A 20,265-nucleotide genomic window follows, 5' to 3' on the forward strand; every position below is an offset into this window, starting at 1 on the left:
GTCCTTAATAAGTCCATCAAAGAGTATGCTTCACATGTGGAATGGCCTAGCTGTAGCTGTGTGAATTTATAAAAAGTGCGAGTGATCTTTTTGATACATGGCTCAGCACAACAAAGCGTCTCATGGTTTCTTGAGCTGATATCTAGTTTCCAACTCATTTGGTTTCTAGTTATTGTTCATTTGATTTCGAGGTATTGCTCATAAGCCTTTAATGTAATGAATCAATATAATCAATCGAAAAGAAAAAAGCCCCGAACTGAGTTCGAGGCTTAAGATCTTAATCAAAGCTGGTTAAATCTCTAAGAGATTATTCCCACTCGATAGTTGCTGGTGGCTTACCAGAAATATCGTAAACAACACGTGAAATGCCGTTAACTTCGTTGATAATACGGTTAGAAACCTTACCTAGGAAGTCGTATGGTAGGTGTGCCCAGTGAGCAGTCATGAAGTCGATAGTTTCTACGGCACGTAGAGATACAACCCAATCGTACTTACGGCCATCGCCCATTACGCCAACTGAACGTACTGGTAGGAATACCGTGAATGCTTGAGATACTTTGTGGTAAAGGTCAGCAGCGTGAAGCTCTTCAATGAAAATAGCATCTGCGCGACGCAGTAGATCACAGTACTCTTTCTTGATTTCGCCAAGAACACGAACACCTAGACCAGGACCCGGGAATGGGTGGCGGTAAAGCATGTTGTATGGAAGACCAAGCTCAAGGCCGATCTTACGTACTTCATCTTTAAACAGCTCACGTAGAGGTTCAACAAGACCCATTTCCATATCATCAGGAAGGCCACCAACGTTGTGGTGAGATTTGATTACGTGTGCTTTACCTGTCTTAGATGCTGCAGACTCGATTACGTCTGGGTAGATAGTACCCTGAGCAAGCCATTTAGCATTAGATAGTTTCTTAGACTCTTCATCGAAGATATCTACGAATACGTGACCGATGATTTTACGCTTAGCTTCTGGTTCAGCTTCGCCTTCCAGAGCGTTAAGGAAACGATCTTCTGCATCGACTTTGATGATGTTTAGGCCGAACTGGTCACCAAACATATCCATAACTTGCTCAGCTTCGTTTAGACGAAGAAGGCCGTTATCAACAAATACACATGTTAGTTTGTCGCCGATAGCGCGGTGAGCAAGCATCGCAACTACAGATGAATCAACACCACCAGAAAGACCAAGGATAACTTCGTCGTCACCTACTTGTTCTTTAATACGTGCAACTGCATCTTCAATGATTGAAGCTGAAGTCCACAGACCTTCACAACCACATACGTTAAGAACGAAGTTCTCAAGCATTTTCAGGCCGTTTTTAGTGTGTGTTACTTCTGGGTGGAATTGAACACCGAAGTACTTCTTCTCTTCGTTTGCCATTGCAGCGTATGGGCAAGTGTCTGTTTCAGCGATCTTTGTGAAATCAGCTGGAATCTCAACTACTTTGTCGCCGTGGCTCATCCAAACATCTTGAGTAGACTCAAGGTCAGCGAAAAGTGCAGATTCACCAGTTACTTGTACAGCAGCGTAGCCGAACTCGCGTTCAGTAGACGTTGCTACTTTACCGCCAAGTTGCTCAGCCATAGTTTGCATGCCGTAGCAGATACCGAATACAGGAACACCTGAATCAAATACGTACTGAGGTGCACGTGGAGAGTTCTCTTCCGTTACACTTTCAGGGCCACCAGATAGGATGATACCGTCTGGATTGAATTCACGAATATCCGCTTCTTCTACGTCCCAGCTCCAAAGTTCACAGTAAACACCGATCTCACGAATACGACGAGCTACTAGCTGTGTGTATTGAGAACCGAAGTCCAGAATTAGAATACGTTGGTCATGAATATTTTTAGTCATTGTAAGCAGTCTTATTGGCTATGTGATAAAACGGAGGCGAGTTTACTCACCTCTGATTAACTCTTCAAGAAATAAAGCAAACGTTTTCGTTAGATATCTTTAACCACGTGTTTTGAGAAAATCGGACTTTTAACAAAACAGGCGGTAGATATAATACCAATCACAGTAAGTAAGTGTTCAGGAATAGCGTAGGAAAAAAGCCTGAGAACGAGGCAGGATTTTCTGATAAGTAGTTATTCTACAATCAAAAATTCTAACGAAGTTATCGAGGTTTTTAACAAGCTAGGATGACCAGTTATTTACTACGATTGGTATATTAATGTGCCGACTAAATCAGCACATTATTCAAACGTTTGGACGTATTATTAACCTAAACGGTAGTTAGGTGCTTCTTTCGTGATTTGAACATCGTGTACGTGAGATTCTTTCATGCCCGCACCAGAGATACGAACAAACTCAGCTTTAGTACGCATGTCTTCAACAGTTGCAGAACCCGTTAGGCCCATGCTTGAGCGTAGACCGCCCATCTGTTGGTGAACGATCTCTTTTAGACGACCTTTGTATGCGATACGACCTTCAATACCTTCTGGAACAAGCTTGTCTGCAGCGTTGTCAGATTGGAAGTAACGGTCAGAAGAGCCTTGAGACATAGCGCCAAGAGAACCCATACCACGGTAAGACTTGTAAGAACGACCGTTGTAAAGGATAACTTCACCCGGTGCTTCTTCAGTACCAGCGAACATTGAACCAACCATCACACAAGATGCGCCAGCAACGATAGCTTTACAGATATCGCCAGAGAAGCGGATACCGCCATCTGCGATTACTGGAATACCGTATTCGTTTGCAACTTCCGCTGCGTCTGCGATTGCTGTTACTTGAGGAACACCAACACCAGTAACGATACGAGTCGTACAGATTGAACCTGGGCCGATACCAACTTTAACTGCACTAACACCCGCTTCGATAAGAGCACGTGCGCCAGCACCAGTTGCTACGTTACCACCGATGATTTGTAGATCAGGGTATGCAGCGCGAGTTTCGCGGATACGGTTAAGTACGCCTTCAGAGTGACCGTGTGAAGAGTCGATAAGTAGAACGTCTACGCCAGCTTCAACTAGAGCAGCAACACGCTCTTCGTTACCAGCACCAGCACCAACAGCTGCACCTACACGTAGGCTGCCGCGCTCATCTTTACATGCGTTTGGTTTACGTTCTGCTTTGTGGAAATCTTTTGCAGTGATCATTCCAGTAAGTTGGAAGTCATCATTTACAACAAGAACTTTTTCAACACGCGCTTCGTGCATTTTCTCTTGAACTTCTTCACGAGTTGCACCTTCTTTAACAGAAGCAAGGCGAGCTTTAGGCGTCATTACTACATCAACTTTCTTAGAAAGGTCAGTAACAAAGCGAACGTCACGGCCAGTAATGATACCAACCAATTCGTTTGTTTCAGTAACAACAGGGAAACCGGCGAAGCCGTGTTTTTGAGTAAGGGCTACAACATCAGCGATTGTCGCGTCAGGGCTTACAGTTACTGGGTGAGAAACCACACCAGCTTCGTAAATTTTAACCTGGCGAACCATTTCAGCTTGCTGCTCGATTGACATATTCTTATGAATAAAGCCAATACCACCTTCTTGCGCAAGGGCAATTGCTAGGCGTGCTTCCGTAACAGTATCCATCGATGCAGAGATCATTGGGATGTTTAAAGAAATGTTTTTCGTTAACTGAGTGCGAAGATCAGCTGTGTTCGGAAGAACGGTTGAGTGTGCTGGGACGAGTAAAACGTCATCAAAAGTTAAAGCTTCTTTTGCGATTCGTAGCATTTGCAATATCTCACAACAAAGGTGTTAAAAGGAGTAAACCCAACTTTATCGTTTCGCATAATAAAGTGATTTGGATTTGATATTGCAGACGGATTATACGCACGGCGAAATCGCTTGGCTACACATTTTTGTATTTTTAATTTGCATTTACCCCCTTGCTATGTATTATATTGCCGCTATCTTCCATACTCACGCCCTGTGAGATTCCAAGAAAGACCTTCCTTCAAGGAAAGATAGTGCTTCTATGACTAATCCAAACATCTTTACTGTTTCTCGCCTCAACTCAGAGGTTCGTCTCCTATTAGAAAACGAAATGGGAATAGTCTGGCTCGTTGGTGAAATCTCAAACTTCTCTGCACCTGTCTCTGGTCACTGGTACCTCACGCTAAAAGACTCTCGCGCTCAAGTTAAATGCGCCATGTTTCGTGGCAATAACCGCCGTGTGACCTTTAAGCCTCAGAACGGCAATCAAGTTTTAGTCAAAGCTCGCCTATCTCTTTACGAGCCACGCGGTGACTACCAACTGATCATCGAAAGCATGCAGCCAGAGGGTGACGGTAAACTTCAGCAAGAATTTGAAAAGCTGAAGATGAACCTTGCCGCAGAAGGACTGTTTGCTCAATCAAGTAAGCAAGCTCTTCCTGAACACCCAAAACGTGTTGGCGTTATCACATCTAAAACCGGTGCAGCGCTGTTTGATATTCTTGATGTACTAAAAAGGCGCGATCCTTCGCTACCGGTTGTGGTTTACCCGACCATGGTTCAAGGCGAAGAGGCGGCGATTCAGATTGCCCAAGCGATTGGACGCGCTAACGAACGCAATGAATGTGATGTGTTAATCGTCGGCCGTGGTGGCGGCTCACTGGAAGACCTATGGTGCTTCAATAACGAGATCGTAGCTCGCACAATCGCAGCAAGCCAAATCCCGATTATCAGCGCCGTTGGCCACGAAGTGGATGTCACTATCGCTGATTTCGTTGCCGATATGCGTGCCCCAACGCCATCAGCTGCCGCAGAATTGGTTAGCCGTGATAACAGTCATAAAGAACAAGCTTTCGCGTCTAAACGTGCTCGCTTAGTCAGTGCGATTCGTCATGTGTTAATCAAACAGGCGCAATCAACTCAAACGTTGAAATACCGCTTAGAGAAGCAACACCCTAGCTACCAACTTCAAAAGCAGAGTCAGCAGCTTGATGACCTAGATATGCGTTTGCGTCGTGGTATGACTCAATACCTAAAACAGCATGCACAGCGTGTTGAACGTAAACAGCACCAGCTTCAATTGAACTCGCCAGTGAAACGCCTTGGCGAACAGAAACTGCATCTGCAACGTTCAGAGCAAAAGCTATTGGATGCAATGGACAAGACATTACTAACCACTCGCCACCAGCTCGCTATGGCTGCAGAGAAGTTAGAGACCGTTAGTCCACTGGCAACCCTAAAGCGTGGCTACAGCATTACTCATTCAGAATCGAGCAAGACGGTATCATCGATTAACGATGTCGAAGTCGGTGAAGTGATCACCACTCAAGTTGAAGACGGTGTGATTGAGTCGCAAGTGACCACAAGAGTGACTAAGAGCGAGCTTTAAGTTCGACCTAACGTTTCAAACCAGAAAGCCCTATCGATAATCGACAGGGCTTTTTAGTATCTAACGCTTTCAAAAAACTAACCTATTCCAACCCTACTCAGTAGTAGAAGGCTCCTTCATGGTTAGCATCCCTTCAGTCACAATAAAGTTGATGATGAAGTCTAGCCCTTGGCTCTCTTTGAGGTTGGTGAACACGTATGGCTTGGTTGGACGCATGCGTTGTGTGTCTTGCTCCATCACCTCAAGTGACGCACCCACATATGGTGCTAAATCGATCTTATTGATAACCAGCAGATCAGAACGCGTAATACCCGGTCCGCCTTTACGTGGGATCTTCTCCCCTTCCGCTACATCAATCACGTAGATGGTAAGATCGGCTAATTCAGGGCTGAACGTCGCACTCAAGTTATCACCGCCACTTTCGACGAATACCACATCGAGGTTCTTATGCAGCTTGGCAAGCTCTTCTACCGCAGCTAAGTTCATCGACGCATCTTCACGGATCGCCGTGTGCGGACAGCCACCCGTTTCAACACCAATAATACGATCTGGTTCTAGAGCCTCTGCTCGCGTAAGTATCTTGGCATCTTCTTGAGTGTAGATGTCGTTGGTTACCACTGCGATATTGAGCTTGTCGCGAATCGCTTTACAAAGCACTTCTAATAGCGCTGTTTTACCAGACCCTACCGGGCCGCCAATACCAATTCGAAGTGGTTGCTTATAACTTTCCATTGTCTACTTCCTTATATTCTTTTTGCTACATCGTTCGCGCTAACCGCTACGAACGAAATAGTCGTGTGTATTGTGTTTCGTGCAATGAACTCGCTAATGCCATCGAAGGCGAAAAGCTGCCTATCATCCAATCTTCTATCGTGCGGGCCTTTTCGATCACCTCAGGAAAGGTGTTGGTGATATTAATCAATGCCAACTGACCATCGGTTTGACCTAAAGGCACTAACTTGACCCCTGCGGTAACGATGTTTTCAAGCCAACTCCATAAATAACCCTGCTTGAGGCTCTCTAAATCAATACCCCAATGCTGAGCCGCCATACACATGCCCAACAATTGGTTTGGATGACTATCAACAGAATCCACCAGCGAAATATCGATATCCAAGCGCTTCAACAAGGTGTTCAATGCATGCCCACGCTGCTTTTCTTCCGCTCGCAATTCACTGGTTTCACGGCTTGAGTATAAGTAGTTACACCAATGCTCAATCTCATCGATTTCACCCTTTTCTAGCGCGTGATAAAGACGCTCTAAGATGGGCAATTCCAAGGTCGCGACACTGGAGTTGACGATGGTGTTGAGCCACTGTTCCATGCTGTTGCGATCGGTCACCCAACCCGCTTCAACCGCTAACTCTAAACCCTGCGAGTAAGTGAACCCACCAATCGGCAATGACGGACTGATCAATTGAAACAGGCGATAGATGGCGACATTTTCTGTTGTGGTCATAACCGTGCCCTCAGTCTTCCAGAATCAAATAAGTTCGAGAGCTTACGCGCCTAACAGTAATAGTGCGCTTGCTGAAGCCACACCAACCGACAACCATTTAGAGTAAACCGCGCGGCCGACAAATGTACCGATAACCATCAGAGCCAAAGCTGTGATACTCATACCAGTTGCAAACTGAGTTAGGTTACTTGCCGCTTCAACGCCATGCGCATAACCATGGAAAAACAACATACCAATCGAAGCCGCTAATACACTGTTCACTCGCTTAGTCGATGGTGAGAACACGTGCCATAAACATAAGCTGACAACGAATAGAGAAGCGATGATTGCAGGTTCAACAATCACAGAGAAGCCTAGGGCTTGGCCTGCGATAAGCCCTACCACCAAAGACACCAATCCGCCGCCAATCAGAGCGGCTTTTGTCTTGGTGGAGAATAAAAGTGCGCCAATTAACAGACCAAAAGCGATCAACATGATCAGGTGATCCATGCCAGTCACAGGGTGAGTTAAGCCAGACATAAACGAGTGAGACTCATGAACCGAATGCTCCCCATGTCCTGGGTGAGCAAAAGCCATCGTTGATGTTGTTAGAGAAGCTATTGTGAAAGTGCATAAGCCTACAGCTGTTTTAAAGTTCATCGCGAGTTCCTTGCGTTTATAGTTATTAATATCGTGGTTGTATCTAATAAATGGGTGAGTCTCAAATGACTCGATTAATGATGGTGATGATGTCCACCAGAGCGACCGCCATAAGCACCGCCTTCTGGTTCAAACGGTTGTTTCTCAGTGGTCACTTTCGCGCCTAAGCCTTCAACCATTTCATCTAAAACATGGTCGTGTTGATAACGAACCCAACCCGCTTCCACTTGCAGCGGAACATGACGGTTACCAAGGTGATACGCCACTCGCGTTAACAGGAGCAAGTCTTCACAGTAAACAGTCGAAACGGTTTCTGGTGCCGCTTTCACTTCTACGACTAAACCGCATTTACTTGAGAGTTGTTCGCCACCACGCAAGATATGACCTCGTGGTAGAAACAGTCCGGCATTGCGCCCGTCATCGAGCATCACCTTAAGACGGCTCTTAATGCGGCTATCGATCGGCAGGCTTAAGTAGCCGTCCGGTGCATTTTGTATTTGAGTATTCAGTTGAGTCAGTTCAATCATGCTATTACCTCAATCTCCTTGTGAGATTTATAACGTTTAAATTAGGAGCCTTCAGCCTAAAAGCCCTTAGCTAAGAGCTAGAACAAGAGCCTTCAGCTCAGCGCTAAAATAAAAGCCTTCAGCCGAGCTCTTAAAATAGAAAATACCGTTGTGCCATTGGTAGTTCTTCAGCAGGCTCACAAGTTAGCAATTCACCATCGGCGCGTACTTGATACGTCTGAGAGTCGACCTCAATTTTTGGCATCCAATCGTTGAGCTTCATGTCGGCTTTGCTGATATTTCGGCAGTTGCTCACAACACCAATCAGGCTCTGTAGACCTAATTGTTTATCTATGTTCTGTGCCTTGGCTTCTTTGGAAACAAACAACATTGATGTGTTCTGACATGCCTTGCCATAGCTACCAAACATAGAGCGATAGTGAACTGGCTGAGGGGTTGGGATTGAAGCATTTGGGTCACCCATCGGCGCCATGGCGATCATGCCGCCTTTCAAAATCACACTAGGTTTCACACCAAAGAAAGCGGGCTTCCACAACACTAAGTCTGCTAATTTCCCTGCTTCGATAGAACCGATTTCATGAGACATACCATGAGTGATCGCTGGGTTGATGGTGTACTTAGCGACATAGCGTCTTAATCGGAAGTTATCGCTGTAGTCTGAATCTTCTTTTAGGCTGCCGCGCTGAACTTTCATCTTGTGCGCAGTTTGCCAAGTTCGAGTGATCACCTCGCCTACACGTCCCATTGCTTGTGAGTCCGAAGCGATCATCGAAAAGGCACCTAAGTCATGAAGAATGTCTTCTGCGGCAATGGTTTCACGGCGGATACGTGACTCTGCGAACGCGACATCTTCAGCAATCGATGGTGACAAGTGATGACAGACCATCAACATGTCTAAGTGCTCATCGACGGTATTGATGGTGTAAGGGCGTGTTGGATTGGTTGAGGAAGGCAAAACGTTCGGCTCACCTGCAGCACGAATAATATCGGGAGCATGACCACCGCCCGCACCTTCGGTGTGATAGGTATGAATCACGCGGTCGCCGATTGCGCCAAGTGTCGATTCAACAAAACCAGATTCATTCAGAGTGTCGGTATGAATCGCAACTTGTACGTCCATCTCGTCAGCCACACTCAAACAGGTATCGATTGAAGCGGGAGTGGTTCCCCAGTCTTCGTGTAACTTCAAACCCACCGCGCCTGCCGCTACTTGCTCACGTAGTGCTTCTGGCTGACTGGCATTGCCTTTGCCTAACAAACCAAAGTTCATCGGGAATTGATCGAGTGACTCTAGCATGCGGTGCATGTTCCAAGGCCCCGGTGTGCATGTGGTCGCGTTAGTACCTGTGTTTGGTCCAGTGCCACCGCCGATCATGGTTGTCACACCTGACGCCAGTGCTTCTTCAATCTGTTGTGGGCAAATAAAATGAATGTGTGAATCAATACCACCAGCAGTCAAGATTGAACCTTCGCCTGCTAAAATTTCCGTGCCCGGGCCAATCACAATATCAACGCCCGGTTGAACATCTGGGTTGCCCGCTTTGCCCAATGCCTGAACTCGACCATCTTTGACTGCGACATCGGCTTTTACGATGCCCCAGTAATCCAACACAATTGCGTTAGTGATCACCAAATCTGGAGTTTCGGCACTTGGACGTTGGCTTTGCCCTTGTCCATCACGGATAACTTTGCCGCCGCCGAATTTCACTTCGTCGCCGTATACGGTGTAATCTTTTTCAACTTCTAGCCATAAATCAGTGTCAGCAAGACGCACTCGGTCACCGACTGTTGGCCCAAACATTTCGGCATAAGCCTGTCTGGATATCGTCGCCATGTTCAATCCTTTGTTATTTTCATTATTCCGTGGGAGCGCTTAGAGCTTGCCCATCACCTTTCCTTGGAAGCCATAGATCTCTAACTTACCGGCGTAACGCACTAACTCGACGCTACGCGACTGACCCGGCTCAAAGCGGGTTGCAGTACCCGCAGGAATATTGAGTCGAAAGCCTTTAGTGACTTCTCGGTTAAAGATCAGCGAAGGGTTTGCTTCATAGAAGTGGTAATGAGAGCCAATTTGGACAGGACGATCGCCAATGTTTTGCACCTTAACGGACGTTGTGTCTCGGCCTTCATTGAGAGTGATGTCACCCGGTGCGGTTTCTACTTTTCCGGGAACGAGTCCTGAGTATTGTTTTGTGGAACCAGCCATATTACTTCTCCCTACACGATAGGTTCATGAACGGTCACCAGCTTGGTGCCATCAGGAAAAGTGGCTTCGACTTGTACATCAGGGATCATGGAAGGGATCCCCTCCATAACGTCATCGACAGTAAGAAGTGTGCGTCCAAAATCCATTAATTCTGAAACGGTTTTACCCTCGCGGGCACCTTCGAGAATGGCACTGCTGATCAGTGCGATAGATTCTGGGTAGTTGAGCTTTAAGCCTTTTTGTTTGCGCTGCTGTGCCAGCATTCCTGCGCAGAAGATAAGTAGCTTATCTTTTTCTCTTGGTGTTAATTCCATTTAGCCGCCCGCTGTTAGTGTTGTTTTCTTATTGCTCAAAAACGCATGAGCAGTAAGTGGGATTCAATCACAGCAAGCTTGAAAAAATGTACCTAGGGTCGGAAGTCACCCTAGGTACAAAAAGGGCTAATCGCTAAGTCGCCCAAATCCTTGGTAAATCAGGAGTCGTACCACATAAATGAGAGCGAGTTGCTTGCCAAATCTGACCAAAGGCTTGGAGGATATCTTCACTCCAATTACCCAAGGCTCGCACCACAATCAATCCTTCTATCTGAGTAGCACCCAATATTAATGTGGGTTCACTCGACGTTTTTGATGTAACTGATTGCTGTGAAGCTTGCTGTGTAATAGATATGAGCAAGCTCTGTACCAACTCTAGATCTTGCTTCTCATTTGAGGTGATATAAAAGGTTCCCATCATTGAATAATCAAGTAACCCCATATTTATCATTAACTTATCGCCACCATGAAAATTAAAGCCTTCAGTCAGAAGCCTTTGATTATCAAGATAGATTTCTGTTTTCCCAACGAGATGACCATGCTCGAATCCCTCATTCTGTGCAGGGCGTCCAAAACAGTGCATCTCCCAACCCCAAAACTGTGCACCCTTTTCTAGGCGAATTTCAGTATCTAAACGAACGTGTGCATTGGGGAAAAAGATGTTCTCTTGCGGCATCCATTCCAAGCGTGCATCTTTCTTCACTCGTAGGGTCTGCTTCTGCTTGGCGTACTTGTTGTTTGAGCGATAAAACTTGGTCGCACCGGGTGTGGTGATCAACGCATGCGCACCGCTTTCGATGGTCGCTTCAATATTGAGAGTGTCACCACCTACCACTCCGCCGGGGGGATGGAGTAAATAGGTGTGACACGTTTCCCCATCAGGATACAGGGGGCGTTGCACCGCAAGCGGACCAGACTGCTGACGATTCTTTAATACGGTTTTATCACTGCGGTCGACAAAAGTGAGGTTTAAACTCGCTTGCCAACCATCACGAATATCTTGTTCGATGGTCTCATTCAAAGATAAAGCTTCTACTAAAGAAGCCTTGCTTACTTCATTCGGAGAAAAGAGAGAATTCATACGGTTAGGTACTCCTTTATCAAGGACTCATCGAGCCCTGTCATTTCACCTTCTGCCACTTGGCGTCCACGGTCGATAATGCAAAAACGGTCACCGACCTTTCTTGCAAACGGCAGCTTCTGTTCAACCAACAGAACCGTGAGCCCCATTTTCTCGTTGAGCATGCGAATGATGTCGCCAATCTCTTGCACAATATTGGGTTGAATACCCTCCGTCGGCTCATCCAAGATCAATAGCTTTGGATTAACCACCAGCGCACGCCCAATCGCTAGCTGTTGCTGCTGGCCACCCGATAAATCACCACCGCGACGATGTAGCATCTCTTTTAACACTGGGAAAATATCGAAGATGAATTCAGGGATCTTGCGGTCACCCTTTTTACGAATCGGTAAACCGACCTCTAGATTTTCTTGAACAGTGAGCATTGGGAAGATCTGGCGACCTTGCGGTACATAGCCGATCCCTTGGCGTGGACGGTCCTCGGCATCGGTTTTCAAAAGTGACTCACCCGATAAGGAGATGTCACCGCTTTCAACCTTCACCAACCCCATAATGCATTGCAGTAAGGTGGTTTTACCGACACCATTTCGCCCCATTAGCACCGTGCATTTACCTTCTGGGATCTGCATATCCAAATCCCACAGCGTGTGGCTCTCACCGTAATATTGATTAACTGATTTAACCTCTAGCATCCTATTCTCCGAGATAAACTTGTTTAACTTCAGGGTGAGCCTGCACTTGATCCATGGTGCCTTCAGCCAACACATGACCTTGATGAAGCACGGTGACATGGCTGGCGATAGAACGAACGAAATCCATATCGTGTTCAACGACCACAACCGAGTGCTTACCTGCCAGTGAGTTAAGTAACTCAGAGGTGCGATCCATTTCTTGGTGAGTCATACCTGCCACGGGTTCATCCACCAGCAACAGCTTAGGGTTTTGCATCAATAGCATGCCGATCTCTAACCACTGCTTTTGTCCGTGAGACAGGTTACCTGCCAAATTCGCCGCTTCGTCTTTTAAATGAATCAGCTCAAGTACCGAGGTCAATTTGTCTTTCTGTTCACCAGACATCACAGCGGTGAACGTCGCCCACACTGAGCGGTCACCGGCCATGGCTAATTCAAGGTTCTGCCACACAGTTAAACACTCAATCACGGTAGGTTTTTGGAATTTACGCCCAACGCCTGCATTGGCGATTTCGGCTTCGTTCATCTTCAATAAGTTGATGTTCGAACCCAACCACACCTCGCCGGTGTCTGGCTTAGTTTTACCTGTGATAATGTCCATCATGGTGGTTTTACCTGCGCCATTAGGACCTATGATACAGCGTAGCTCTCCCTCTTTGATGTAGAGGTTGAGGTCGTTTATCGCTTGGAAACCATCGAAGTTTTTGTTGACGCCTTCGACATACAACAGCACGTTATGTCGAGTATCGATGGCAGGATGAATATCGGGTTTGAGGTAATCAAAGACTTCGTCTCGACGAGTGAACGCCTGAACCGATTCCTTTACGCTATTAAATGTGGTCATGCGATCACCTCCTTGGCCTTGTGCTGATCATCCTTATCTTTATCTTGGTTTTTCCCATTTGATGCCTTGCGCAGCTGCTGCCACTTTTCACTGACAAAGCCAATCACACCTTGTGGGAAGTACATGGTTGAGAGTACGAATAGTCCACCCAGAGCAAACAGCCACACCTCCGGGAACTCAACCGTAAACCAACTCTTGGCGTAGTTGATGATCAATGCACCGACAATGGCACCAAACAGAGTGGCACGACCGCCTAAGGCTACCCAAACCACAATCTCAATCGAGTTAAGAGGAGCAAATTCTCCCGGATTGATAATACCCACTTGAGGGACATATAAAGCCCCGGCAATACCGGCGATAACCGCAGAAAGAACGAAGACCCACAGCTTGATGCCATCGACGTCATAGCCCATAAAGCGAGTGCGTGATTCCGTATCACGAATCGCTAATGCCACACGACCTAATCGACTGGTCACCACCATGCGACAAGCTATGTAGCTGAGAATAAGCGCAATACCAGTCGCGACAAACAGACCTATCTTGACCGCATCACTCTGCAAACTCAGACCGATGATGTCTTTGAAATCCGTCAGTCCGTTGTTGCCACCAAAGCCCATCTCGTTGCGGAAAAATGCCAGCATCAATGCGTAAGTTAACGCTTGAGTCATGATAGAAAGATACACCCCTGACACTCGAGAACGGAAAGCTAAATAACCGAACAAATAAGCCAATGCGCCCGGTACCAACACCACCATTAGGCAGGCGAACCAGAACTGATCAAAGCCCTGCCAGAACCATGGCAACGCCGACCAATCAAGAAACACCATGAAGTCAGGTAGGATTGGGTCACCATATACCCCACGGTCACCAATCTGGCGCATTAAGTACATGCCCATCGCATAGCCACCAAGCGCAAAGAAAGCGCCATGGCCTAGACTCAAGATTCCGAGGTAGCCCCACACAAGATCGAGCGCCAACGCCAACATTGCGTAACTCAGGTATTTGCCCATTAATGAGATTGTAAAAATCTCAACATGAAGCGGGTGTCCACTTGGCAACATGGTGTTAGCCAGCGGAATAAGAATGACGGCCGCAAGAATGGCAAGGATGGTCAGTTGACCACCTTTGTCACCACGCATCGCCGAAAGTACAAATGATTTAGACTGCATGATGTTGTCCTTAACCTTCAGCCGCACGGCCACGTTGCGGGAATAGTCCGCGTGGACGTTTTTGAATAAACAGAATGATGAAAACCAGTACTAGGATCTTGGCGAGAACCGCACCAGCCCATGGTTCTAAAATCTTATTAAATAAGCCAAGGCTGAGCCCTGCGACTAGTGTGCCCCATAAGTTGCCAACCCCGCCAAACACCACCACCATGAAAGAATCAATGATGTACGCCTGCCCCATATTTGGGCCAACGTTAGTCAGTTGAGAAAGCGCTACACCCGCAACACCTGCGACGCCAGAGCCTAAACCGAAGGTCATCGCATCAACACGTTCCGATCGAATCCCCATCGCACGAGCCATACCACGGTTTTGAGAAACGGCACGAACCTGAAGGCCTAACGGTGTCTTTTTCAGAACCATCAATAACCCCATAAACACCAAGCCACAGAACAAGATGATGTAAAGACGGTTATAAGTCAGCGATAGCATAGGATTCAATTGAAGCGCACCAGACATCCATTCAGGTGTACTCACTGATCGGTTCAGCGGAGAGAAAATAGAGCGAACGGCTTGCTGCAAGATTAAGCTGATACCAAAGGTGGCGAGCAAGGTCTCTAATGGACGCCCATAAAGGTGACGAATCACGCTTCGCTCAATCGCAATACCCACTAAGCCCGAAACGATGAATGCTGCAGGAATAGAAAGTATTAGCGCTAAACCAATATGATTCGGCATCAGAAGTTGCAATACATAGGTGGTGTAAGCGCCAATCATGATCAGCTCACCATGAGCCATGTTGATAACGCCCATCACACCAAAGGTGATCGCTAAGCCAATGCCCGCTAGTACCAATACCGAACCTAAACTCAAGCCAAAGAATACGGTTTCAACACCTGAGTACAGAGCTTGGCTTTGTTGATAATCGTCCATCGCACGCTCTGTTGCAGCCAAAATGCTTGGTTCTTGCTCACCGTTAAGTAGTTGGTTCAGTGTTTTTAGAACGACTGAATGCTTAAAGTCGCCCACTCGTTCAATCGATGTTACTCGAGCTTCAGTTGTTGCACTGTTATCAAGCGAGGTAAAAATAGCTAATGACAAATCCATTAGTTCAGCGACTTTACCATCGGTCTCATTTTCTCTAAGTTCGGATAAACGATCGATGATAGTGGCATCCTTAGTTCCCAGTAGATCGAGAACCGCTTGATAACGCACATCTGGGTTACTGCTATTTAATCCAATAGAGGCAATTTCACCCCGTAAGATCCCGCGAAGTTTGTTGTTTACGCGCACCTTTTTAAACAGCTTAGCATTGTCGATATTGAGAGTTGATTCATCCCATCCAGACTGAGCTGAAGTGGCTGTTTTGGTGTTTTGAATGAGATAGAGCTGTTTATAATGTTCGTTTTTTTTATCATTGAAGTAATAGAGATTGCCGTTTAACCATCCATATAAAATAGCCTTCGACACGTCTTCCGTTTGTGTCTCAATGATCCAATCGATGGCTAGCTCTTTATCCGATGTTTTTTTACCAACTAGCGCCTTGGTAAAGCTAGCTTCATCCGTTATTCCAGCAAAAGCCAACTGAGCACTGATAGCCATGAGCAACAGCGCCTTAAATACGTTTAATACGTTCTTCATCCCTGCTTCCTTAACCAACAAGTTAGATATTGTTATTTTTTACTTGGTGGATGTTTGGATAGTTGTTGTGACTTGAAACTAATTTGAGCCTTCTCTTTCGTTGCGCCTCCATGCAGAAGCACTCTTCCCTAAAGAGAAGGCTCAATATTCATAGCTAGTAGTTACCGGTAATAGCTAACACCCAGTAACGAAAGCTGATAACCAGTAACTAGTTATCAGCTAAGAGCGAATAACTCTAGTTACCACCAGAACACTTTTTAGTTTCAACGTTGAACGCACCACATGAGAATGGCTTAGACCAACTAGAGAATAGTTTTGCTGATTCAGGTAAGTAGTTAGACCAAGCATCACCTGCAACAAGGCCTGTGGTTTCCCAAACGATGTCAAACTGGCCATCATCTTGAATCTCACCAATCAATACAGGTTTAGTTATGTGGTGGTTTGGTAGCATGGTTGAGTAGCCACCAGATAGGTTTGGAACAGACACACCAATCAATGCATCTTGCACCGCTTCAGCATCGGTTGTGCCCGCATTAGTCACAGCTTGAGCCCACATATTGAAACCAATATAGTGTGCTTCCATCGGGTCATTCGTTACACGTTTGTCACTCTTAATGAATGACTGCCATGTTTCAACGAACTCTTCATTGACTTCGGTATCGACGCTCATGAAATAGTTCCATGCCGCTAAGTGACCCACTAGAGGTTCAGTATCCATGCCCGATAGCTCTTCTTCGCCAACCGAGAATGCAATCACTGGAATGTCTTCAGATGAAACACCTTGAGCACCAAGCTCTTTATAGAAAGGTACGTTTGCATCGCCATTCACAGTAGATACAACGGCGGTTTTCTTACCAGCTTCACCAAACTTCTTGATATCTGAAACAATAGATTGCCAATCAGAATGACCAAACGGTGTGTAGTTGATCATGATGTCTTCTTCTGCGACACCTTTACTTTTTAGGTAGGCCTCTAAGATCTTATTGGTGGTACGTGGATAAACGTAATCGGTACCTGCAAGCACCCAACGTTCCACTTCAAGTTCATCCATTAAGTAATCAACGGCAGGAATCGCTTGTTGGTTTGGCGCAGCACCGGTGTAGAAAACGTTTTTAGAGGACTCTTCGCCTTCATACTGTACTGGGTAGAAAAGGATGCTGTTTAGCTCTTCAAAAACTGGCAGCATGGATTTACGTGATACCGATGTCCAACCACCAAATACCACATCCACTTTTTCTTTCTCGATAAGCTCACGTGCTTTCTCAGCAAACAGCGGCCAGTTTGACGCAGGGTCAACAACTACAGGCTCAAGCTTCTTACCAAGTAAGCCACCTTTTTTGTTTTGCTCGTCGATGAGCATAAGAACGGTATCTTTTAGCGTTGTTTCACTGATCGCCATAGTGCCTGACAATGAATGTAGAACGCCGACTTTAATGGTATCGTCAGCCGCAAGCACTGTTGCAGAAGAAAATGAAAGTGTTGTACACAGTGCAGCTAGCGATAAATTGAACACCTTGTTCATGATTGTTACTCCATAATTGTATTTTTGTTATTCAATTACAGAGTTACAAGAAGAGTGCCAAACTTAAAACATAACCAACAAAGTTTTAAGCCTTTGTATTTAATAGTACTTTAACTAAGTTAACACCAATGCAGTGCATAGCGACAAGGTTACTATGTTTCATGCTGGTGCAGTGACGATAAGATTGAACCAAGATGACACACGCATATTCGCTAAATACAAAAAAGGCCCAATATTTTCATACTAGACCTACAAAAAACATCTCAGATTATCGTCTTGCCATTGAGAGGTAAGACTATTCGGCTTGTTGAAACTCGAATTTCACTCTCGACTTAGATTTAAGCTCGTTACAATCACCATTGCAGAAATAGCTCGCAGCCCCACAAGCTTGAAGCTTCTCTAATTGGCTGCTGCACTCAGGACAAAAGCCCACTTTTGTAAAGTGATCTTGGCAGCTTTCACAGTGGTATTTACCATCCCAGCTAAGTTCTGACTGGCATTTAGGGCAGATATTTTCACTCATAGGAAATCCTAACTTTTTACTTTCAGTACTAATAAGCAATCTACTCTTTCTTCGCCTTGGCTTGCTTGATTTGATACATGCTTTTGTCAGCTGACGCAATCAACTGATCGAGCCCTTTAGGCGACTTTTCACAAGCAATCCCAACACTGACTGAAAACTGAACGCCATTAATATAGAGAGCTTTATCCAACGCTTTTTCTAAGCTGTGATAAAAGTCTGACACTTTTTGTTCGGTATCAAAGCAAGAAAACACTACAAACTCGTCACCACCGTAACGACCTACCTTGGCACATGCCGTAGTCGCTTCATCGAGAACTTTTGCAACGGCTAACAGAACATCATCGCCAAAGCTATGGCCATACGTATCGTTGATTGACTTGAATTTATCAACATCAACAAACAGGCAGGCCATCACTTTGTCCGCAAAACATCGTTTAACTAAAACCTTCTTAGCTTCACTTAACAATGCTCGGCGGTTCAAGCAATGCGTCAGCGAATCATGACTGGCAAAAAAGTTGAGTTGATTCTCTAGCTCGTATTTCTCTAGCGCGACTGAATACAAAGAAGCAAGCAGCTCCAAGATCTCGAGTTCAAATTCATGAGGTTCTGAAATGCATCGGCTGTAAATCGCAAATGTACCTAGCACGTGGCCATGCGAAGAGATGATGGGCACCGACCAACAAGCGTGTAAGTTGGCTTGATTGGTCAAGGTTAAGAAAGGCGCCCAATTTGAGTGAGTATTAATATCAGAGACCATAACAGCTTTCTTAAGCGCAGCTGCCTCGCCACAAGAGCCTATCCCCGCACCAATTCCTACCCCTTCAATCTGTTGATTGTAAAAATCAGGCAGGTTTGGGGCATATTCAAGGTGTAACGTTTTAGACTCTGAGTTGAGCAGTAGAATTGAAGCCATGCGCTGCCCAAAAAGCTGCTCGGTAAGCTGAATAATCTTGTGATTTAAATCTTTGCGATCCATCCCAAGCGCAAGCTTCCGTAGCAAGCTATTGACGGCTCGATGACCTTCTAATAAAAATTGTTGTTCCATTCACTAAGGCTTTCAATTGTGTAATCGGGTACAACTTGTTCTTATGCAAGCTTGTTATTGGTTAATAATAACACACTAAATTAGTACGACACACAATCGAAGATCATAGGTTGATCTTTCGCTTTATCTATTTTGATCAGCGATCTACCCCAAAAAGAATATTTATATCACCACACACCGAAAGCATAAGTTACATATGCTGCATTTCAATTTCAAATAGTCATTTATATCAAAAGTGACATGTAAAAATAAAATAAACAGCACAAGCCATTTCGATCTGTAGTCTAAATCATCGAATTACATGCGTCAGCATTTCAATGTTTTGGCCATCTAGCTGGGTCAGCTTAACGGACAGCGCACCAAGTTCTGAGGTATTTCCAATGTGTGTGCCACCACAAGGAATAGTGACCTGAGTATCTGCGTCAAGCTGCCACTCCCAGTAACGAGAGTCTGTTAACGCCTCGCCTTCTAGTCTCATCGCAACTGGCGTCGGCTCTGCAAGCCAGCCCGCAAGCATTTGGTTGATATCAGCTTCGATGTCATCAAGATTTGCTAGCATGTCTGCAACGTTCAAACCGCGCTTCTTCAGGGTTTTGCCTAAGCGATACTTATCGGTACACAGCTCTGGAGTCACAAAGCTCGTCACTTGTGCATAACTATTGAAGTCGTAACTGCCAAGCGGATCTTTTCTGTCCGCATCTTTACGCCAGTAGCTCTCAGCCAATACTTTATTCAAGGCTAGGAAAGCGATGTGGCCAGCACTGTGACCACGGCTCAAACTGGCTTGGTACTCTTTATCAACCGACAACACGACTTCGTCGTTAACCTTAATCATAGAAGCAGATGTAGGTAGCTGGTGGACAACAACAAACGCCCACCCTTCCGTATCACGCTTAACAGGGATATCTGCTGCGATATGAAGCTTGCCAGTAGATTGTTCTATAGCACCAACAAGGCAGTCTTCAACGGGAAATTGCACTTCACCAACATTCACAAAGCCTTGGTCTGCAGGGTGATCGGGCCAAATATGACTCACTGGGTGGAAAGGTGTTACGTCGGCAATCAGGTAAGTTTTGCTGTCGTCGCTTTCAACGTACTGCGCTTTAGCATTGAGCTGCCAAGCCTGATGACAAAATTGAGTGATGGTTGGTGTTATTGCTGACACAGGTGTAATCAAATCGCTAGTAGTCATATCGTTCTTCTTCTGGAATCTAGTCTGATTCGTTGAGCCATGATGATAAAAACGTATTGTTATGGCTTAACGTGTATTTTGCTTAAAAAAATACCCGAGACAGGCTCGGGTATCAAATCTATTGGAAAG

The 20,265-nt window shown here is 45.7% G+C and carries 19 protein-coding genes; 1 reads left to right on the top strand and 18 read right to left on the bottom strand.

Going from position 1 to position 20,265, the window contains the following annotated elements:
* Positions 1–307: 307 nt before the first annotated feature.
* Both guaA and guaB read right to left on the bottom strand, forming a co-directional pair.
* Positions 308–1,861: a glutamine-hydrolyzing GMP synthase gene (gene guaA, locus AB6E51_RS10245; RefSeq protein ID WP_372057534.1), complete on the bottom strand. Its 1,554-nt coding sequence runs from the start codon at positions 1,859–1,861 to the stop codon at positions 308–310.
* Positions 1,862–2,226: 365 nt separating this feature from the next.
* A complete protein-coding gene (guaB, locus tag AB6E51_RS10250) occupies positions 2,227–3,690 on the bottom strand; it encodes an IMP dehydrogenase (protein WP_017062496.1) in 1,464 nt (487 codons plus the stop codon).
* Between the two features lie 244 nt (positions 3,691–3,934).
* Between guaB and xseA the strand changes: the two genes are divergently transcribed.
* Positions 3,935–5,281, top strand: a complete 1,347-nt coding sequence (gene xseA, locus AB6E51_RS10255; RefSeq protein ID WP_065584650.1) for an exodeoxyribonuclease VII large subunit — start codon at positions 3,935–3,937, stop codon at positions 5,279–5,281.
* 93 nt (positions 5,282–5,374) lie between these two features.
* Here xseA and ureG read toward each other — a convergent pair whose 3' ends face one another.
* From ureG to AB6E51_RS10335, 16 genes are all read right to left on the bottom strand, one after another.
* Positions 5,375–6,013, bottom strand: coding sequence for an urease accessory protein UreG (gene ureG / locus AB6E51_RS10260; protein WP_017062498.1), 639 nt, complete (start codon positions 6,011–6,013; stop codon positions 5,375–5,377).
* Positions 6,014–6,059: 46 nt separating this feature from the next.
* Positions 6,060–6,740 carry an urease accessory protein UreF gene (locus AB6E51_RS10265; protein ID WP_372057533.1) on the bottom strand — a complete coding sequence of 227 codons (681 nt, stop codon included), beginning with the start codon at positions 6,738–6,740 and terminating at the stop codon, positions 6,060–6,062.
* Between the two features lie 42 nt (positions 6,741–6,782).
* On the bottom strand, positions 6,783–7,379 hold the full coding sequence (locus tag AB6E51_RS10270; protein ID WP_372057532.1) for a HupE/UreJ family protein: 597 nt from the start codon (positions 7,377–7,379) through the stop codon (positions 6,783–6,785).
* A 74-nt stretch (positions 7,380–7,453) separates the two neighbouring features.
* Entirely contained in the window at positions 7,454–7,906 is a 453-nt protein-coding gene (ureE, locus tag AB6E51_RS10275; RefSeq protein WP_017062501.1) for an urease accessory protein UreE, read from the bottom strand.
* Positions 7,907–8,036: 130 nt separating this feature from the next.
* Positions 8,037–9,740 carry an urease subunit alpha gene (ureC, locus tag AB6E51_RS10280; protein ID WP_017084416.1) on the bottom strand — a complete coding sequence of 568 codons (1,704 nt, stop codon included), beginning with the start codon at positions 9,738–9,740 and terminating at the stop codon, positions 8,037–8,039.
* A gap of 39 nt (positions 9,741–9,779) precedes the next feature.
* Entirely contained in the window at positions 9,780–10,115 is a 336-nt protein-coding gene (locus AB6E51_RS10285) for an urease subunit beta (protein WP_102320707.1), read from the bottom strand.
* Between the two features lie 11 nt (positions 10,116–10,126).
* Positions 10,127–10,429 (bottom strand): urease subunit gamma, encoded by a 303-nt coding sequence (gene ureA / locus AB6E51_RS10290; protein ID WP_004735119.1) that lies wholly within the window; start codon positions 10,427–10,429, stop codon positions 10,127–10,129.
* A 133-nt stretch (positions 10,430–10,562) separates the two neighbouring features.
* Positions 10,563–11,510 (bottom strand): urease accessory protein UreD, encoded by a 948-nt coding sequence (locus AB6E51_RS10295; RefSeq protein ID WP_017062825.1) that lies wholly within the window; start codon positions 11,508–11,510, stop codon positions 10,563–10,565.
* Positions 11,507–12,202 (bottom strand): urea ABC transporter ATP-binding subunit UrtE, encoded by a 696-nt coding sequence (gene urtE, locus AB6E51_RS10300; RefSeq protein ID WP_017062505.1) that lies wholly within the window; start codon positions 12,200–12,202, stop codon positions 11,507–11,509. Before urtE ends, AB6E51_RS10295 begins: the two co-directional genes overlap by 4 nt.
* A 1-nt stretch (position 12,203) precedes the next feature.
* Positions 12,204–13,046, bottom strand: coding sequence for an urea ABC transporter ATP-binding protein UrtD (urtD, locus tag AB6E51_RS10305; protein WP_372057531.1), 843 nt, complete (start codon positions 13,044–13,046; stop codon positions 12,204–12,206).
* Entirely contained in the window at positions 13,043–14,215 is a 1,173-nt protein-coding gene (gene urtC / locus AB6E51_RS10310) for an urea ABC transporter permease subunit UrtC (protein ID WP_372057530.1), read from the bottom strand. Before urtC ends, urtD begins: the two co-directional genes overlap by 4 nt.
* A gap of 10 nt (positions 14,216–14,225) precedes the next feature.
* On the bottom strand, positions 14,226–15,854 hold the full coding sequence (gene urtB / locus AB6E51_RS10315; protein WP_372057529.1) for an urea ABC transporter permease subunit UrtB: 1,629 nt from the start codon (positions 15,852–15,854) through the stop codon (positions 14,226–14,228).
* Between the two features lie 235 nt (positions 15,855–16,089).
* Entirely contained in the window at positions 16,090–17,376 is a 1,287-nt protein-coding gene (urtA, locus tag AB6E51_RS10320) for an urea ABC transporter substrate-binding protein (RefSeq protein WP_010440568.1), read from the bottom strand.
* Between the two features lie 295 nt (positions 17,377–17,671).
* Positions 17,672–17,899: a zinc ribbon domain-containing protein gene (locus AB6E51_RS10325; RefSeq protein ID WP_010440564.1), complete on the bottom strand. Its 228-nt coding sequence runs from the start codon at positions 17,897–17,899 to the stop codon at positions 17,672–17,674.
* Positions 17,900–17,939: 40 nt separating this feature from the next.
* The gene (locus AB6E51_RS10330; RefSeq protein ID WP_065584656.1) at positions 17,940–18,944 is read right to left on the bottom strand and encodes a sensor domain-containing diguanylate cyclase; all 1,005 of its coding nucleotides are present in this window, start codon (positions 18,942–18,944) and stop codon (positions 17,940–17,942) included.
* A 289-nt stretch (positions 18,945–19,233) separates the two neighbouring features.
* Complete coding sequence (locus tag AB6E51_RS10335) at positions 19,234–20,136, bottom strand: metal-dependent hydrolase (protein WP_102428298.1); 903 nt, start codon at positions 20,134–20,136, stop codon at positions 19,234–19,236.
* Positions 20,137–20,265 lie beyond the last annotated feature (129 nt).

Source organism: Vibrio sp. 10N.247.311.47 (assembly GCF_041467535.1).
Taxonomy (GTDB): domain Bacteria; phylum Pseudomonadota; class Gammaproteobacteria; order Enterobacterales; family Vibrionaceae; genus Vibrio; species Vibrio crassostreae_C.

Excerpts from the sequence above, each read along its gene's own strand:
- AB6E51_RS10285 (WP_102320707.1), bottom strand. The coding sequence starts at position 10,115 with ATGGCTGGTTCCACAAAACAATACTCAGGACTCGTTCCCGGAAAAGTA.
- ureC (WP_017084416.1), bottom strand. The coding sequence starts at position 9,740 with ATGGCGACGATATCCAGACAGGCTTATGCCGAAATGTTTGGGCCAACA.
- AB6E51_RS10325 (WP_010440564.1), bottom strand. The coding sequence starts at position 17,899 with ATGAGTGAAAATATCTGCCCTAAATGCCAGTCAGAACTTAGCTGGGAT.
- urtB (WP_372057529.1), bottom strand. The coding sequence starts at position 15,854 with ATGAAGAACGTATTAAACGTATTTAAGGCGCTGTTGCTCATGGCTATC.
- urtE (WP_017062505.1), bottom strand. The coding sequence starts at position 12,202 with ATGCTAGAGGTTAAATCAGTTAATCAATATTACGGTGAGAGCCACACG.
- AB6E51_RS10335 (WP_102428298.1), bottom strand. The coding sequence starts at position 20,136 with ATGACTACTAGCGATTTGATTACACCTGTGTCAGCAATAACACCAACC.
- ureG (WP_017062498.1), bottom strand. The coding sequence starts at position 6,013 with ATGGAAAGTTATAAGCAACCACTTCGAATTGGTATTGGCGGCCCGGTA.
- guaA (WP_372057534.1), bottom strand. The coding sequence starts at position 1,861 with ATGACTAAAAATATTCATGACCAACGTATTCTAATTCTGGACTTCGGT.
- AB6E51_RS10270 (WP_372057532.1), bottom strand. The coding sequence starts at position 7,379 with ATGAACTTTAAAACAGCTGTAGGCTTATGCACTTTCACAATAGCTTCT.
- xseA (WP_065584650.1), top strand. The coding sequence starts at position 3,935 with ATGACTAATCCAAACATCTTTACTGTTTCTCGCCTCAACTCAGAGGTT.
- urtD (WP_372057531.1), bottom strand. The coding sequence starts at position 13,046 with ATGACCACATTTAATAGCGTAAAGGAATCGGTTCAGGCGTTCACTCGT.
- AB6E51_RS10295 (WP_017062825.1), bottom strand. The coding sequence starts at position 11,510 with ATGAATTCTCTCTTTTCTCCGAATGAAGTAAGCAAGGCTTCTTTAGTA.
- ureA (WP_004735119.1), bottom strand. The coding sequence starts at position 10,429 with ATGGAATTAACACCAAGAGAAAAAGATAAGCTACTTATCTTCTGCGCA.
- guaB (WP_017062496.1), bottom strand. The coding sequence starts at position 3,690 with ATGCTACGAATCGCAAAAGAAGCTTTAACTTTTGATGACGTTTTACTC.
- urtC (WP_372057530.1), bottom strand. The coding sequence starts at position 14,215 with ATGCAGTCTAAATCATTTGTACTTTCGGCGATGCGTGGTGACAAAGGT.
- AB6E51_RS10265 (WP_372057533.1), bottom strand. The coding sequence starts at position 6,740 with ATGACCACAACAGAAAATGTCGCCATCTATCGCCTGTTTCAATTGATC.
- AB6E51_RS10330 (WP_065584656.1), bottom strand. The coding sequence starts at position 18,944 with ATGGAACAACAATTTTTATTAGAAGGTCATCGAGCCGTCAATAGCTTG.
- urtA (WP_010440568.1), bottom strand. The coding sequence starts at position 17,376 with ATGAACAAGGTGTTCAATTTATCGCTAGCTGCACTGTGTACAACACTT.
- ureE (WP_017062501.1), bottom strand. The coding sequence starts at position 7,906 with ATGATTGAACTGACTCAACTGAATACTCAAATACAAAATGCACCGGAC.